Source organism: Mesorhizobium sp. WSM4819, assembly GCF_055811215.1.
In genome coordinates, this window is the sequence record NZ_JBVVQO010000054.1 from 22139 (window position 1) to 37647 (window position 15509).

17 protein-coding genes and 1 CRISPR repeat array (1 of these 18 cut by a window edge) are annotated in these 15509 nt (G+C 58.2%); of the genes, 5 read left to right on the forward strand and 12 right to left on the reverse strand.

Going from position 1 to position 15509, the window contains the following annotated elements; all coding sequences use genetic code 11:
* A CRISPR array of direct repeats spans window positions 1-369; the repeat unit is 32 nt; unit sequence GTCGCCCCTCTCGCGGGGGCGTGGATCGAAAC; it begins 794 nt to the left of the window's first position.
* Between the two features lie 512 nt (window positions 370-881).
* Window positions 882-1403 (reverse strand): restriction endonuclease, encoded by a 522-nt coding sequence (locus tag AC0L18_RS30365; protein WP_473495442.1) that lies wholly within the window; start codon window positions 1401-1403, stop codon window positions 882-884.
* Complete coding sequence (locus AC0L18_RS30370; RefSeq protein ID WP_473495443.1) at window positions 1403-2227, reverse strand: restriction endonuclease; 825 nt, start codon at window positions 2225-2227, stop codon at window positions 1403-1405. Before AC0L18_RS30370 ends, AC0L18_RS30365 begins: the two co-directional genes overlap by 1 nt.
* A gap of 276 nt (window positions 2228-2503) precedes the next feature.
* Between AC0L18_RS30370 and AC0L18_RS30375 the strand changes: the two genes are divergently transcribed.
* The 4 genes from AC0L18_RS30375 (at window position 2504) to AC0L18_RS30390 (ending at window position 6060) form a co-directional block, all read left to right on the forward strand.
* Complete coding sequence (locus AC0L18_RS30375; protein WP_473495444.1) at window positions 2504-3085, forward strand: recombinase family protein; 582 nt, start codon at window positions 2504-2506, stop codon at window positions 3083-3085.
* Complete coding sequence (locus AC0L18_RS30380; protein ID WP_473495445.1) at window positions 3082-3549, forward strand: hypothetical protein; 468 nt, start codon at window positions 3082-3084, stop codon at window positions 3547-3549. The genes AC0L18_RS30375 and AC0L18_RS30380 overlap by 4 nt, the downstream gene beginning before the upstream one ends.
* Window positions 3550-4001: 452 nt before the next feature.
* Window positions 4002-5567 carry a hypothetical protein gene (locus tag AC0L18_RS30385; RefSeq protein WP_473495446.1) on the forward strand — a complete coding sequence of 522 codons (1566 nt, stop codon included), beginning with the start codon at window positions 4002-4004 and terminating at the stop codon, window positions 5565-5567.
* A gap of 295 nt (window positions 5568-5862) precedes the next feature.
* A complete protein-coding gene (locus AC0L18_RS30390) occupies window positions 5863-6060 on the forward strand; it encodes a hypothetical protein (RefSeq protein ID WP_473495447.1) in 198 nt (65 codons plus the stop codon).
* A gap of 523 nt (window positions 6061-6583) precedes the next feature.
* Here AC0L18_RS30390 and AC0L18_RS30395 read toward each other — a convergent pair.
* The 10 genes from AC0L18_RS30395 to AC0L18_RS30440 form a co-directional block, all read right to left on the reverse strand.
* Entirely contained in the window at window positions 6584-6910 is a 327-nt protein-coding gene (locus AC0L18_RS30395; RefSeq protein WP_473495448.1) for a hypothetical protein, read from the reverse strand.
* Window positions 6911-7164: 254 nt separating this feature from the next.
* The gene (locus AC0L18_RS30400; RefSeq protein ID WP_473495449.1) at window positions 7165-8304 is read right to left on the reverse strand and encodes a lysozyme inhibitor LprI family protein; all 1140 of its coding nucleotides are present in this window, start codon (window positions 8302-8304) and stop codon (window positions 7165-7167) included.
* A gap of 1376 nt (window positions 8305-9680) precedes the next feature.
* On the reverse strand, window positions 9681-10127 hold the full coding sequence (locus tag AC0L18_RS30405; RefSeq protein WP_287220681.1) for a potassium channel family protein: 447 nt from the start codon (window positions 10125-10127) through the stop codon (window positions 9681-9683).
* Window positions 10128-10153: 26 nt separating this feature from the next.
* Window positions 10154-10351 carry a hypothetical protein gene (locus AC0L18_RS30410; RefSeq protein WP_473495450.1) on the reverse strand — a complete coding sequence of 66 codons (198 nt, stop codon included), beginning with the start codon at window positions 10349-10351 and terminating at the stop codon, window positions 10154-10156.
* Between the two features lie 401 nt (window positions 10352-10752).
* Entirely contained in the window at window positions 10753-11220 is a 468-nt protein-coding gene (locus AC0L18_RS30415; protein ID WP_473495451.1) for a hypothetical protein, read from the reverse strand.
* A complete protein-coding gene (locus AC0L18_RS30420) occupies window positions 11165-11449 on the reverse strand; it encodes a hypothetical protein (protein ID WP_473495452.1) in 285 nt (94 codons plus the stop codon). The genes AC0L18_RS30415 and AC0L18_RS30420 overlap by 56 nt, the downstream gene beginning before the upstream one ends.
* A 398-nt stretch (window positions 11450-11847) precedes the next feature.
* The gene (locus AC0L18_RS30425; protein WP_128171165.1) at window positions 11848-12099 is read right to left on the reverse strand and encodes a hypothetical protein; all 252 of its coding nucleotides are present in this window, start codon (window positions 12097-12099) and stop codon (window positions 11848-11850) included.
* A gap of 184 nt (window positions 12100-12283) precedes the next feature.
* The gene (locus AC0L18_RS30430; RefSeq protein ID WP_306454983.1) at window positions 12284-12490 is read right to left on the reverse strand and encodes a hypothetical protein; all 207 of its coding nucleotides are present in this window, start codon (window positions 12488-12490) and stop codon (window positions 12284-12286) included.
* Between the two features lie 543 nt (window positions 12491-13033).
* The gene (locus AC0L18_RS30435; protein WP_473495456.1) at window positions 13034-13507 is read right to left on the reverse strand and encodes a hypothetical protein; all 474 of its coding nucleotides are present in this window, start codon (window positions 13505-13507) and stop codon (window positions 13034-13036) included.
* Between the two features lie 451 nt (window positions 13508-13958).
* Window positions 13959-14180: a KTSC domain-containing protein gene (locus tag AC0L18_RS30440; protein ID WP_287055059.1), complete on the reverse strand. Its 222-nt coding sequence runs from the start codon at window positions 14178-14180 to the stop codon at window positions 13959-13961.
* A 320-nt stretch (window positions 14181-14500) separates the two neighbouring features.
* Here AC0L18_RS30440 and AC0L18_RS30445 point away from each other — a divergent pair, with 320 nt between their 5' ends.
* Entirely contained in the window at window positions 14501-15061 is a 561-nt protein-coding gene (locus tag AC0L18_RS30445) for a DNA-3-methyladenine glycosylase (protein ID WP_473495453.1), read from the forward strand.
* Window positions 15062-15509: the final 448 nt, after the last annotated feature.

The following is a 15509-nucleotide window of genomic DNA, read 5'->3' on the forward strand; positions in this document are numbered from 1 at the left end:
TGTCGCCCCTCTCGCGTGGGCGTGGACTCGAAACAACATTATCGCTGCGGACATCGATCCCCGTACAGCGTCGCCCCTCTCGCGGGGGCGTGGATCGAAACAACTACGCCGCAAAGATGGTGATGATGTCGCCAGCGTCGCCCCTCTCGCGCGGGGGCGTGGATCGAAACTTCATCGCCTCGTCGAGTTTGCGATATACCCGCGGTCGCCCCTCTCGCGGGGGCGTGGATCGAAACAGGTCGCAGCCCATCATCCACCATTGGGCGCCATGTCGCCCCTCTCGCGGGGGCGTGGATCGAAACAGCTTCGAACCTCGAACAATCGGGCCGGCTGGCGGTCGCCCCTCTCGCGGGGGCGTGGATCGAAACATCAAGGGGCCGTGCAACTTCCTGACCCTGCAGAAGGTCGCCCCCCCTGGGGGGCGCGGATCGAAACATCAAGTGGCTGCAGAGCGATATGATGACCAGGAGTCGCCCTCTCGCGGGGGCGTGGATCGAAACGAGGACCTCGCATGGCTCAGCCTCGTGGACGACGGTCGCCCCTCTCGCGCGGGCGTGGATCGAAACAACCCGCTCACTGCCATCCGCAATGGTGGCTCGGCGTCGCCCCTCTCGCGGGGCGTGGATCGAAACCTCGCGATGCGCTGAAAAACAGCCGGTCGCCGCGTCGCCCTCTCGCGGGGGCGTGGATCGAAACAACGCCTATGAACCTAGCGCCGTGTTCGTCTCGAGTCGCAACGAGTATCGCCGAAAGGGCGGTGACGTTCAGGGTGGAATTCTTGGTCCCGCTCAAGAACCGCCGCGAACGCGAGTTACTGATGCACGAGTGGGCTGCATCATTGCGGATATAAGGTGCCTGAGCGAGCAGAAGATGGATTGTGGCTAGCCAATTGTTCCCTTGACGGCGAGGTCGCAGAGCTTCGTTTTCATTAACCTGACTAGGTCGTCTGTATCTGCCAGCGCGTTGACCTCGTCGGTGGTGAGTACAATCAGCTTGCGACGCTGCGGTAGAGCCATAGCCACTGTCTGGTGCGCCGCCGACAGGTCGGCGGCGTCGCCCGTGATCCCCATAGTGGTCACCAAAATGCCAAAGTCCAGCCCCCGGTTCGCAAGCTTTGTCAGAAACCATGCAACCTCGATGCTGCCGACGCGGCTCGACCAATTCTTGGCTTCGACGAGAATGATGTTGGGCAGGAACGCTAAGCCTTCATTGAAGAGGGCAACGTCGATCTCTTCGGTCGCGAACTCGTTTTTTTCGTTGCGATGGGTGATCGCGATCCCCGGAACGAGGCCGAACAAGTAACAGATCAAGTCCTCCAAAGCCTTGCCCTTGGCTGCTGTCGTCGCTCCGTTCAGGCCAGCGTCGACAAAGCCTTGGATGGTGGCTTGATTGATGGCGACCACTAGATTGACCCGCCGTGGACGCGACGATTGCGCAGGTCGCGGATGATGTCATCGAAGGGCTCATGGCGCATCCGCTCAAACAGCGTCTTAAGAGACAATAACAGCACGTTCGGCGGTAGCGAGACCCGCGGCGTTGACTGCTCGCCTTCGCCATAAAGCAGGAGGCCCCAATAGCTTCCCGAGGCCGCAACCTGCTGGGACAGGTGCCGGACCGCTTCACTGGCGAGACCGGGCTCGCGCAGCCTAGATTTGATCTCGACCAATAGCGGATTGCCGACGGAGGCCTGCAAAGCATCGGACCAAATAGCAAGATCGACACCTTGATCTCGACTTGGTGCGGTCGACATGACCTCCACGCCACCTTCTCTCAGCGCGTCCGCAACCAGACGCTCTAACTCCAAAGGCGAGCTGGTACTGAGCTGATAGCTCCCTTGAAGATAACGATCGGCTGCTGGCCCTAAAATCCGCCCGGCTTTCGATGGCCGCTCTTGAGCGAAGTTGGATGCCGGGGCGGCCACAAGCTGATCGAGCGCAAATGAGATCGCCTCGCGGTTAGACAAGTTTGCACGAACTGTCAGGAAGCGCTGGAGAGTAGACGGAAGAAACGAGGCGTTCGGGGGCGCGAAGAGCAGGACCCGCTTGCCCATTCCCCAAGCTTGGCCGAGATCGAACAGCACCCAATCCGAGCGGCGCTCTCTTGTCATCACGCCTATGACAAGGTCGACGTCTGCCAGAATGCTTGCAATCGCCGACGATGGACCGTCAGGGAGGCTTTCAGGAACGACAATCCGGATGTCCCGTTGGCGCAACGCCTCGGTCAGCATCTCTAAGTTGCTGTTAGCCGGGGCCATTAAGTAACAGGTTCGAACGCGGGAGTTCACTGCCATATTCAGACGTCACTTTGCTTGTTTCGAACACGCGGCCTTCGCACAGTATCGTGACGCTGTCACGTTCGCTACGTTGGCATTGGGGTTTCCCAGTGAACCTCGCTCCATTGGAACGACCAACGTGGCCACCTCACTGTTCCACATGAGTCACTATTGACTTTTGGCACGAAGTGTTCCTCTATGTCATAGACATTGTGGAGCACGGAGGGTGACGTGGGGGCGACGGTAGGTTACGCTAGAACATCAACTATCGAGCAGGCGGCCGGTATCGAGGCGCAGAAACGGGACTTGGTCGCGGCCGGTGTAACAAAGCTGTTCTCTGAGCAGGTGTCATCGGTGGCACCCCGGGAAGAGCTAAGGCGGGCTCTCGAATATCTGCGCGACGGTGACGTCTTCGTAGTGACCAAGCTGGATCGGTTGGCGCGCTCGATTGCCGACCTAGTCGAGATTATGAAGATCATAGAAGGAAAGGGGGCGGCTCTGCGCATTCTCGCTCTCAACCTTGATACGACCACACCCACTGGCAAGCTCATGCTGAACCTCCTCGGCAGCATCGCCCAGTTTGAACGCGAACTGATGCTGGAGCGTCAACGCGAGGGAATCGCAAAAGCCAAGGCGGACGGGAAGTACAAGGGGCGGAGCCCTACCGCGAGGGCAAAGCGCGCCGATGTTCTTGATCTTCATGCGGCCGGTGTCGGCCCGATGGAGATAGCACGCCGCCTGAAGATCAGCCGGACATCCGTCTACCGCGTCCTCGGCAGCGCGCAGACTGGCAAGGGCAAGGGCGCGGCGTGACAGATTTTTTGAAACTGGTTGCAAATCTGGAGTTGGGCGAGGGTGTGCCGCTCGCGTTTGCAGCGGCCGATGATCCGCCGGAATGGCGCTGGCCGCGCATGGCGCCCTATAACGGCTTCATGCATGAAGAGCGGATTCGTGGCGGGCATTTCATTCGCTGGATGATCGCAACAGGCCGAATGCCAAAAGCGGAGCGCTGCTCGGTATCTGGCAGCACACGTGACCTGCAGTACCATTGTGAGGATTATTACCGGCCTTGGCTCTGTCACGCCATCGCGAAGTCGGTTCACCTTGCGCTCCACCGCCGTTTCCGACAGCCTAGCGTCTGGCGAGGCATTCAAGAAAGGTACGTCAAGACTGGCGATGAATGGTTCGCCCGGTTGTCAATGATCCCGGTCAATCTGGCCAATGACATCCGGCAAAGCCTCGTAGTCCCGTTGCCTGCGGCCGATCAAACATTTTGAAACTGGTTGCAAAAAGTCCGTCTACCGCGCGGCTGCCCTTTCCAGCATCACAGCCGCATGAGGAGGACCGATGCCTCACTCGAATTGTTGCTGAAGGTCGCGGGCCAAGGACAACTGCCGCCGAGTCCAGTTGATCTCGCTAATTGTCTCCGGAGTTCCTTTGCGGGGGGACTACGCCTAAGCCGAAGCCGTTCCAGAGTTAGGCGAAACTGACTAGCCAGCCGTGGGTCACTCGTCCCCTCGGCCCGCGGGCAGTCAAAAGAAAATCCATGTTGTCTAAAACAACATATTCTGCTTCTGTCTCTGAGTTCGTAAGATACCTCACCAAAAAACGGAAGCCTCTCCAATCACGCGACTGACTGAGAGGCTTCCACGAGAGTTAAGCTATATTGAAATAAGCCCAACGGGAACGTATAATACCTTTGCGACTGACAATTTCAACAGGGTTAGCTATGAACCGTCACCCAGCGCATTTGCAAATTCTATCAAGAATCCCTACGGCCAATTCCTCGGTCGTTCCTTTGCAGCCCAAATGGGACGAAGAAAATTTCGACATCAAGACCCTCGCCGGGCAAGCCATTTTCACCCGTCGTATGCTCCGACAGTGGTGGCGGCACCTGTCGATGGCCGAGCGCTCGCTGCTTCCCGCTCTTGTCGGCCAGACCATTTCATACGGAGTGACGGGCAAGCTCTTCACCTACAAATTCCTGTCTGAGGGCCGGGGCGATTTCCCGGGGACCGGCGATACTGAGCGGAGCCTGCGCCGCTCTTTGCAGCTTCTCGCCGCGCACAAAGTCATCACGGTTACGCAGCGCCGAGCGGGGCTGTGGATCGAAATGAACCTGAATTGGGACCCCGAAACCGCCATGCTGCCAACCCCGAAACGTCTCAAAGTAGACGGCAAAAATGCGACCCAGAAACCGAATGACGTGTCCGGATGGGAGGAAAATGAGGCCGAGGGGTTACACAAGTGTCAGGTCTGGGGTGACACTAGTGTCAGGTCTGGGGTGACACAAGTGTCAGGTCTGGGGTTACACAAGTGTCACCCCCTTATAGTAGACTCTCTTAGGGAGAATCTTTCAGTAGAATCTCTAGGGACCGCCCCTGACGGGGACGGAGCCGAGGGTCAAAATCCAAAAATCCTTCCGGAGCCAGTCCGGATGCGAAAACGCCCTTCCTCCCCTCTCCCGGCAAACAAGACCATCCCCCCGGTTGCGCGCGCCCCCCTTCCGGCCTCGACTGACGGCTGGGACGATCCGAAGCCCGCGCTGTCGTTGGCGATGCCGACCGCCGTCAACAAGTTCAACCCGGAGCAGGTGCTGGCCGACCTAGAGCGCAAGCAGAAGGCGCGGCGCTCGATCCTGCGGCTGGGTGCGCTGGAGCGAACGTTCAGCAACGCCTTCAAGCAGCAGTTCCCCGGCCAGATGATGACGCCGTGGACCGAGAAGGAAAAATTCGCCTTCAACTCGGCCATCGTCAAAAAATGGCCGGGCACGCCGGAATCCTGCCACGACTTCATCGAGTGGATCGTCAGCGACTGGTTCGCGCTGCGCGGCAAGCTGTTCGGCTGGATGAAACGCGGCAGCGGTGCCCCGGAGACCCCGGAGATCAGTTTCGTCGTCCGCCACCGTGCCCGCTTTGTCCCGGCCTTCAACGGCCGCCAGCAGGACGCCGAGATCGCCTCGCTGTCGTCGGCCGAGGACCGCCGCTTCCAGCAGCTTGTCGTGCGCGAGGGCAAGAGCCGCGACGACGCGCTGCTGGCCATCGCCGAGGAGCGCGCCAAGGAGCGGATGCGCGACGAAAACCAGAAGGCCAAGGCCGAGGCGGCGCAGGCGTTCCGGGCCGCGCAGATCGCCAAGGAAGCCGCCCGCAAGATGGCCGGTCGCGAGCCGCACCCGCAATCCGAAATCGCCATGGCGCGCAAGCGCGAGGAGCTGCTGGCGAAATACCCGCCGCTCCCCGACGACGCGCCGATCCCCGACTTCACCCAATTCGTAAACATGCCGTTTCTTGATTAGATGTTGTGATAGGTACACTCCAGCTATCAGGAATGCGGGATGCGTCTAGCTCAGCAGCTCAGCTTGGTTCTGCAGGGCCGGAACAGCAAGCCACAGGAGCTTATCGGTGGGGGCTCCCGTGGGACGTCCAAGGTGAATGAAGGCACGTCCCTATCCGGGATGAGCTAGCTGTGAGCCTTCCCTATCGATCTGGCGAAGGGGAGATGCGCACCAATGAGGAGACCTTATTTGCATTCTGAGCCCAAATTGCAACGCGTTGCAAAATCTTATGCGTAGTTAGAAGCGGAGACCCTTGATGCCCGAAGTCGATCTCACCTTCCTTTCTCGCCAGATGGATCGACTGCTCTCCGACGTTGCCGACATGCGCCACTCAATAGCGGTGCTCACGGCTATGGTGAGGAGGACGGACGCCTCACTCGAATTGTTGCTGGCGGAAATGCGCGCCGGAAATTCGCGGCAGGCCAAACTCGAGAAACGGGGGAATGGCGAGTAGCCGACCGCTCGGCGATCCAGCTTCGAACCCCCTGAATTTGCAACGGGTTGCAAAAAGCGTGGTCGGTCCCAACTCGTAGCGTCGCTCTCATGCGGCAATCTATAATAGGACTATATTCTCATAAGGTTGCAGGTGTGAGGCTTACGACCCCGAGGACAAGACGCTGGTATCCGGCCGGAAAAATCCCGGAGCACCAAAACTCCCAACCCGACCATCACGCACAGACGTGCAGTCGCGTTCTGATCCGTGAAATGCCACGCTATGAATTTGCCCGCAGGGCCCGAGGGCGGACTCACATCCGCTGCCGCACAAATTTGCAACCCGTTGCAAAAGCGTGGTCGGTACCGACGCGCAGCGTCGCTCCTCATGCGGTAATCTCCAATACCGCTCCATTCTGAGGGCTTTTGCCGTGGCTTACACATCGACCAGCGCTGAACGCAGGCGGCCCACTCAGTCTCTCATAAGATTTCCCCAATGCGCATCTTGCATACCGGCCGCGAAGTGGCGGTCCATGCCGAGTGGGCTATCCGCATTTAAACATCGAGATCATAGAGTCTGCGGATGGATCGACGCCTTCGAGAAATGTAAAATTCCTGTCCCGGTTAAAGGCGAAAGTCTTATTACCCGTATAAGCGCCGAAACTGTTTTTCGAGTTGATCAGTCCACAGACCATGTTCGAGTCCACGTCGCTGTAGCGCATATTGGTTATCTGCAGAGAAGCGGGATCGCGGGCGTACTCGGCCAACGATGATCTGATATTCGATTTGACCCAAAATGGTGGATAGACAAGAGGGTAAGAGATAGCCCCAGCAAGCGCGAGCGCCGCCGCAAAAACGATCAACTTTTTCAAGATTGGTTTTCCTCGAAGAATTTTAAGTTTAGTCGTGTGGATAGATGCGCTTCCGCTGTCAATAGGACGGGGGACAATTCCTCCGGGCAGGTCTTCTGCCCTAAAATATCAGAGCCGTGTCGAGCGCAATCGCGCCGTCACCTAGTCGGTAGCTTTCCCTAAAACGGATGTTGCGTTTTGCACCCGGTTGCAAATTTGCTTGTAGTGACCACACCGATACGGGGCTGCTGCTTTTTGGCGAATGCGGCCAATAGTCAGGAAGGAAGGTCGACGTCACTGAACAGTTGCAGTCGGCGATCATAGACGTCGTGAAGGCAACTCGCATCGCTGCCGCATGCATTCCGCTCGCCAAGCCAAGCCCTTTGGGCGGCCAAAATGCGCTTTCGGGCAACCGGCTCCACGTTGTCTTTGATCCAAAAATAGATCGAGTTCATTGCGCGATCCTTAGCCCACAAGGTCTGATCGGCACACAAAGCGGACTCTGTTGGCGTTGATGCATTCAAGCATTCGTAGCTGGGTCCACCGATGCCGGTAAATAACCCCTGCTTCCGCAAATGAGCCTCTGTCTCAATGCACGCCGATAGAGCGCCTTTCGTATCCACATCTGTCTTTGCTCTTTCGAGCATGACGGTCCAGATGTCGATCCATGTTTCATTTCCCGCGATTGACTGGCCTCTTTCAATCGCCTCCATGTGCGCCTTTTCAACCACGGCGGCATCCATCTTAAAGAACCCGTCGCATCGAGAGCGCAGCACGCCGAATGACACAAATCGGTCAGCATAAACGTCCACCGTTGGGGCCTGATTGGGTGTAGTCACCTCCGTGCCGCTCTGCTCGTAAACGTCAATGCCGAGCGCCCTCGCGCGCTCGGGTGTCAGCATGAGGAAATCATCTGGCCCCGCTATGGTGAAGAAGCGAATTGCTTCGATCCTCAAACCTAGGTGCGTCAGATAGGAGCCGATTTCGGCATTCGCCACACCGCTCTCTCGGTACTCGCCGTTCTCCTCACGATACGCTGCATGAAAGCCTATCATTGAGTTTGAAGACATGTAGCGCCGCGCCCCCGATACCCAGATCAGGCCGCACGCCGAGAAGCACTGACCGTCATCCACGACCATGGTAGCGAAACCCTTTGTCCGGATTTTCGCACCAATCTGCAACGCTTCTCCGACAAGCCCTCCGGGGCTTTGCAAAATCACGGACACGCGCTCTTGGTTTTCCACGACGTCGTAAAATCGGTCCGCATCCCCACCCGTGATTTCGCCCTTTATGCTGACAAATTTTATGTCGCCGGGAATATCTAAGAGTTCGATCTCCGCTGCGTTCGAACACACCGACCAGCAGCAGAGCGCTGCAAATGCAGCACATATGGATTTTGTCGCTTGCAAGCGCATGGAAACCCTAACAGTTGTCGGCCAAACAAAATGTCCTCTAGCATATGAACATTGGGCGAGGGGCTCTTAAGCCGCGCACGCCGCGACTAATTCCTGAAATGTCGAGGAATAGCGAACGGCATTTTTATCCAGCGACGACAGCCCGCTTTATTTCTGGTACACAAGCGCGGTACACGACTCCAGAAATCTGCGTCGTAACCGGTTGTTTTCGTTGAATAAATAGAACTGCGGATCGTCTCCGATTGGCTCCACCAAAAGTTCTATTTCAGTTGATTAGCATTCTCCCCCTCGGGGGCCTGTTGCCCTGAAATCGTTCGGGGCACCGCCGGGGCACCCCGAGGCGCTTTTTGGGGGTCGCAAAATTTGCCTAGTCTCCGTTTTCCGCCAGATTTGCCGAAAGGCGAGGGGATGGGAAATGTCCGGACTTTTTAGCGCGGGCCTAGGTCCCACGAAGTTAGATTGGCTTGAGGCACGATACGCTTGCATGTTCCGTATGCCGACGAGCGCAGGCCGTTGTGTCGCCGTAGCGTCAACCGGCTGAAGCCCGGCGGTGCTTCCTCAGCCGAGTGATTGCCGACCTGTCGACCGTAATCACGCCGCCGCAGTCAATCCGCACGGTGAGTTTGTCTGCTCCGCGATCGATGCGGGTGACGTCCCCAACAAGAACTACTCGGTCGCCGGCCCGTGCTTTGGGTGGCGGCTCTAGCGTGTAAGGATGGTCATAGGATGGAATGCTCACTCTAGCTCGGCCGCTAGGGAGAATGGAGATGACGGTACCTGCTAGCGCAACCTCATCGCCGACCTCAAATTCGCCAGGCATGTTAAGGTGCAGCATGGTCTTCCTCCCGATGCTTTCCTATTTGATGCTTTCCTATTTGATGCTTTGCTAAATTAATGCCCGGCCACCGCGTTGGTTGCCGTGCAATCCGCTTCGTACGGTTCCGCACATTTCCAAGCTGGATCGCGATGGCGACGGGACCACTTTGAGGTGCCTAGAGCGCCGTAAGCCGCACCAGAGAGGCATCGCCTATCAGCTAGCCGAAATTTTCTATGGGCGCCCCTACAGGGAACACTCAAAAGGTTCAAAAGGGTCTGGGCCGCAGGCTGCTCGCTGTTTCCCTGCTATTTATCAGCGGCAGTGGATTTACTGCGAACCCCGTTATTTAAAATGGGCTAAGCCATTGGTAATGGCCTCGATTACCACGCTATAGCAACGGGCCGTTCTGATAGCGGTGCAGTGGCGAAATTTTGAATAAGCCCCTATGGGGAACATTCAGGTAAACGGTTACAAGCTCCTTGGCGCCCGAACGAAAAAGCCCGCCGCACCTTTCGGCGCGAACAGCTATGACGAAGGAACACGACCTCTGCAACGCGCGTCAGTCTTGCTTCCGCTTCCACAGATCCGAAGTCGATGCGTATGCGAACGATGCTGACCAAGCGATCAGGACGAGTCCGTTGAGACCCTCCAAGGCAGCAACGATTCGCATCGGCCCAGTGGCATAGACTTCGCCAAAGCCGATCGTCGTGTAGCAGGTAACCGAGAAATAGAAGAAATCCGCTGCGCTTCCGGAAAACAAGCCTGCGAGACCTCCAAGGTCTGGATGGTGGTGCATCCAGGCGTAGGCGAGCGCGAAAAGACAGATCCCCACCACGTGAGCAATGATTGCTGCGACGACCAAGAGCAGCAGATCAACCCGCATCGGAAGTGAAAAACGACGCCTCATCGTTCCGGCGATATTTAGCACTTCATAGTGCATCAGAACCGTTACCAGTGCGAGACCTACAGATATGGCGAACGCGATGAGCAATTGCGGTACCTTCAAGTAGGACTCAGATCCTCAACCGCTTATCACCGCGCGAGCGGTTCGAACAGCGTCGACCTGACGCGACGCGATGCGATGCCGAACACGCGAATGGTGAGGACGAACGTGAGCACCCGGTGGTGCCATCTCCCCGGGTCCTTGGCAAAATCGTCGGAACCGAACCGCTCCCAATGGCTTTCGTAATCAGGGGCAGCATCAAAGAGGAGACTGTTATGGATCGGCAAGAAAATAGCGTTTTGGAGGCGGGCTGGCTTTTGGCGGTCCCGCTTTCTATCGGATTTGCCGTTTTGATTGCAGGCTTAGTGCTGGGCTAGTGTGCTATGGGAACCGGAACTCGATCACTCGCCCCTCGGCCTTCCATGATTGCCGGGCGTCAACGGAACCAAAGTCGCGCAATAGCTGCGGGACAGGAGCAAGGCGGACGCCACCGTCGCGCTTTTCGCCAGCCGGCCGCTCGGGCTTCTGCCTCGCTGCAAAACCAGCGCTCCCCCTTGCCGGTCGAGGTTACGGTTCGGTCATGACGGGGCGAGGGAGAAATGCCGCTAGGTGTCAATCCTAATTGGAGGTTCACGCAAAGAAAAGCCCGCCACCGTGAGGCAGCGGGCTATGATAGTTTTTGTCCGGTTCAGTGATGGTCGCTCTTTCTACGGGGTTGCTTCGTGATCGGATGCGCTGCAAGAAACGCCTCGTCCGCCGCGATGAGCTTGGCGACTTCGTCCTCGCCGATCGGCAGATAGCGGTCCTTTGTGGCTTCTCGCTTCGACTTGACCGCCAGGAGATCGGGTGCTGGAACCCGGATTTGATCCGCCACAGCTTGCCGGGTCCTTTCGACGCTGAGCGTCCGTTTGTGAGAATAGACGCTAGATCGATTTTCGTCCTCTAGGACGTACATCGCGTGAATGCTTTTCGCGCACCAGTAATCCGTTTCCGCTCTTGTCAGGCTGGTGACAGCATCAGCCTTGCGCCAAGGGAGGCGGCGCGCCTGACGCATGAGCTGGTTGTGGTGCGTGTCGATGAGGACGGCATCGGGCAGCGGATCAAGGCACTGTTGCACAAATGCAGCCAGCGCCTTCGTCTTGATGCCGGCGCTCATGCTGATGCGTCCCCTGTGGAAGCAACTGGAGAACCGACGCTGCCAACTGTTCAGCCCAACGCTCGCCGTCCAAGTAGAACTTGCTCGCAATCGACTTATTGAAGGTGGTGACCGCCTGCGCCTTGATCAGCATCCCCTCCATGGTCGTTCCGGGCTGCTCCATGATAGCGGTCACCAGATCTGAAAGTGACTTCTTCGCAGCCGCCGCCCTCGCCTTCGCCTGGTCCATCCCTGAAGTCTTGCGAAGGCGGGCGGTTTGAACCTGATAGAGCTTGCCAATCTTGAGCTCTCTCTTTGCTCTTGCGAGCCAGGCCGCTCGCCTAGCTCGCATAGCCTCACTCGCGTTGCTTCGCAGCGGGCGGTCCCAGGCCACTATGGCGGCGAGGGTTCGGATATCACGGACACAACGGACGTGCTCTTCTCCTGGGCGTTTAAGGAACCGCCCGGAGATATCACGCTCGCCATCTATGTAGTCCCCGCGCGGAGGTGATTTCGTCGGGCGCGAGCGGCCAGCGGTGTTTCCATTCCGCAGCGATCCACGCGATTTCCTCGAGCGCGGCAAGGTATTCGGCGGAAGCGGCCGGCAGCGGCTGAAGAAGGATTGACGCGCCGCCCGTGCCCGCCCGATCAGGACGCTTCCTGCACTTCCTCCACTTGTGGCGTCACGGGTGCAGGGTTAATGACGTAGGTGTTCGAGGTCAGGTCGCTAGTAGATCGGATGATGATGCCGTCGTCTCTTAATCGGACAAACGTTGCCCTTGCGATACGCATGGGCTTGCCTTTGGCATCTGCGGCTGTGACTTTGTTCGACCAGGGAACGTGAGTGATGGTATCAACGCGCTTGAGAAAGCGCTTTTCCGTCTCGGTCAACTCGATCACGCGCGTTCCTCCTATCGTTGGCAGCGTTTGGCTGGCCGGTAACGCCGATGATGCGACTCCGTTCCAAGGACCCAAAGGCAGACAGGCGCATGGTCGCTGCCTATGTCGAGAAACTCACTGGACGACCTTGAAGCTAAGGGGCTACCTGCCGAAAGGCGCAGCAGAATAGCTATGCTCGTCACCGTCAGCCGGGAGGAGTGTAGAGCGGCTCTCTGCATCGATGAACCAAGCACTGGCCATCGAGCGTCGGCACAAACCCTACCGCCGGGATTTCCGACCAGTCGCACGCATTGCTGTACCGGCGGACGTAGAGGGCATAGGTGTTCGGGCCGGTGGTCAGCACCGCCGAGCCATGGCTCTGGATCAGCGCCTGCGTCTGTTGGCAGGTCATGGCGCGGGTGTCCGGCCTGGCCTGGGCGAGGGTTGTGAAGGCAAGCCTGACCGCTGCAGCTATGCAATGGCGGCCTCCAAATCGGAATTCCGGACTGGAGCAAACCGCCCGCCGCGTGCGACTGACGGCGTGCCGGGGTGTCTGGCCGGTCGGAACTCGTTCTGATCGTGTTGCGCGAATGGCTGGAAGCGAACACCTATCTGCCGGTCCGGAGGATCGATGAGGAAAGCGAGACGGACGGCAGCGCTTAGGACTTTTCGCTACTACCGCCCGCGCCCAACTCTGGTAGTTGTTCGTGCGGCGGACCCCAAACGCCCGGCCGGCGCCTAAATCCCCAACGCTCCCGCCCAAATGGGCGCCGGCCACCCTCTGCCCCTTCGTTCGAAGGTTGGCTTCTAATCGCGATTGCGCGCCCGCTGCGGGCCTTCGTAGTCAGGAATGATTGTGAAGAAGGATGGCGTTGGACCGGCTGACGATCAGTCTTCGAAGCAACGGCGGAAAGCGCCACGACGGGTTTGAAATGGATGGACTGTTTAACGGTTCTCAGCAACCTTCCGCCTTCAGGGATCGCACCATTCGCACCACAATCGGATCGTACGGGATTTTTTCATCGCTGCTGTAATTTATGACAAAGAGCGCGGCACGGTCGTTGCAGACCGCAATGGCGCGGACATATCGGATCTGTTCGTTCTTGATACCCGAGTAGCTGGCCCATCTCGGCGTGACGCGCCTATAAGTCAGTTTCCAGCCCTCCTTTTCATCCTCGACCATGCGGTGCTCGATCTCGGCGCGCAAACTGTGCTCGCCGAGCCTTGCGCCCCACACGGTAAGAACGGCATCGTTTTCGCCCCGAAATTCCGCGCCCTGGTCCGAACGCTGTGTCAGGACAAAGCCAGGGGGAACATCGAATATGAAGCCAAACTGCCTGACGCCGAAAAGCTGCCACGCTTGCGCTTGGAGATGCGTGCAGCAAAATAAAATCGAAACGAGGCTCAACAGAAAACGTGCCATCGGCATCAAATTAGCGTCGCGTCATATACTGTCCAGACCGGACAAGATCGGCGACAGAGAAAAGTAGCAGAGATGCGCGCTGCGCTCAGTTGCGCGAAAATCGCTTGAGGCAGAGAACTAGCCTTGGGGAAAATTCTCAGTCGCCCCTTGCTGAGCCAATAGGAATATGGTCCTGCCGCCTGATACTGGCATCCCGTAAGCTGTTGGATCGCATTGCCGCAGACGATACGTGAGCAAGTAATCAAGCGCCTAAAATCCCGCACCCCCAAACCGCACAGCTATTCCACGCTCGACCTTTGCACATCGGCCGTCGATTCGATTGGACCAAGGACCGCGGCTGATTGGATGGCGCCAGGTGCAGCGTGCCTACTACGACTTCTTGCAGCGTGGGCGGGGATCGTAAGAAAATCCTACGCGCGCCGGCTGCGCTGCGTCCACCAATCGGCCGTTGGAATGTTCAACAGCTTGCATCGTTGCCGGCCGCAACCTGACGGTACCGGAAGCGATTGCGGATGTGCTCGTTAAAAAAGCGGCCTTTCGCAAAGGCGGCTTTGAACGCGGCGAAGGTCGCCGGCGGCACTTCCTCAAACTCGTAACGCTTGTCGCTGGCGACGAACCACACCGAGAGGATTCTGCTGTCGGGATCGTAGGCCATTTTTCGTATCGAGGTCGATGGCATGATATGGCTCGATCAAAAGCCTTCAACGATCGCAGAGCCTGTCACGTTCCCTCGTGGTATTGCTCCTGAGCAGCGCACGAAGATTTTCTCCGGGCCACCTAACCCAGGCGGTATCGCAAACGCGCCAGGCACGGTCTTCTGGGTCTCTAGGCGCTGTTGAATAACCAATCGACCCGCATACATTGGCGATCAGACCTATCCGAGTTCAGCAGGAAGCGCCGCGATGCTGATGATCGCGAGTTTGGCCTTGGTGGATTGGCCTTTTGCAGCCAGAGCGGGAACGTTCTTGATGGCCCACGTTTCGGCGCGGTCGTGATCTGGTGCAGGCGTTGATCACGAACCGTCAGTTCTTTGCCCGGGACGCCTGCGTTGTCGCTCGCGATATTATTGGCGCGACGCTTCTTGTGCACGGCGTGGGCGGGATCGTCGTCGAAACGGAAGCCTATCGCGCCGATGACCCAGCCTCACACAGTTTTTGTGGGCGGACTTCGCGAAACAGCGCAATGTTCGGCGCCCCAGGGAGCGCATACGTCTATCGCTCCTATGGTCTGCATTGGTGCCTGAATGCCGTCTGCCTTCCCGGTAGTGCTGTCCTTGTGCGCGCGATCGAACCGCAATCAAAGCTCGACCTGATGCGGGCCAATCGCGGCGTTGATGACCTTCGATTTCTTTGTTCGGGACCCGGTCGCCTTTGCCGGGCGCTTGCTGTCGATGCATCATATGACGGGCTGCCATTGGACGAGCTCCCGTTCCAGTTCAAGCTATCGTCGGACAGAGCCAGCTCCATCTTGACGGGACGCCGGATCGGCATCTCCAAGGCTGTGGATGTCGAGTGGCGGTTCGGGCTGGCAGGCTCGTCGCATTTGAGCCGCAAGTTCTGAGTTGCATCTGCACGACTAATTGCCTGGCGGCGAGTTCGGGTACTTGGCCATGTGCAGGGTCTCTACGCCATGCAAGTTTGGCCCGCGATTTCGCCCAGCTTCGACTGTCAGGAGGCGATGGCCTGATGCCAAGCAATGGTCGGTTGCATGCTGGAGGCGGCTGGACGCCGAGAGGCACAGCTCTCGATCGCCCACGCCAGAATCCCCGCCGGCCGGCCGCGCCATTGTTAAAAGGCAATCAGCCGACCACCGCGATTCGCTGAGATGGTGGAAGCTGGCTATTCTCGGTGGTCGCTCCAACAAGCGATTGAGGGTCGTGGGCAGGGCAGTGTTGCTATTAAATCGACTCGTCGCATGGGAATGGCGCAGTGTTTCTGCAGGCGGCGGATGTTTGTTTGTGAGCGCAGGTCTGCCACCTGCATCCTTTGGCGCTTTCATACGTTTGCCC

Bases quoted from the DNA above. Each gene is read 5' to 3' on its own strand.
- AC0L18_RS30415 (WP_473495451.1), bottom strand. From the start codon at position 11,220: ATGAGCGCCGGCATCAAGACGAAGGCGCTGGCTGCATTTGTGCAACAG.
- AC0L18_RS30420 (WP_473495452.1), bottom strand. From the start codon at position 11,449: ATGGACCAGGCGAAGGCGAGGGCGGCGGCTGCGAAGAAGTCACTTTCA.
- AC0L18_RS30440 (WP_287055059.1), bottom strand. From the start codon at position 14,180: ATGCCATCGACCTCGATACGAAAAATGGCCTACGATCCCGACAGCAGA.
- AC0L18_RS30435 (WP_473495456.1), bottom strand. From the start codon at position 13,507: ATGCCGATGGCACGTTTTCTGTTGAGCCTCGTTTCGATTTTATTTTGC.
- AC0L18_RS30430 (WP_306454983.1), bottom strand. From the start codon at position 12,490: ATGACCTGCCAACAGACGCAGGCGCTGATCCAGAGCCATGGCTCGGCG.
- AC0L18_RS30400 (WP_473495449.1), bottom strand. From the start codon at position 8,304: ATGCGCTTGCAAGCGACAAAATCCATATGTGCTGCATTTGCAGCGCTC.
- AC0L18_RS30390 (WP_473495447.1), top strand. From the start codon at position 5,863: ATGCCCGAAGTCGATCTCACCTTCCTTTCTCGCCAGATGGATCGACTG.
- AC0L18_RS30385 (WP_473495446.1), top strand. From the start codon at position 4,002: ATGAACCGTCACCCAGCGCATTTGCAAATTCTATCAAGAATCCCTACG.
- AC0L18_RS30370 (WP_473495443.1), bottom strand. From the start codon at position 2,227: ATGCTGACCGAGGCGTTGCGCCAACGGGACATCCGGATTGTCGTTCCT.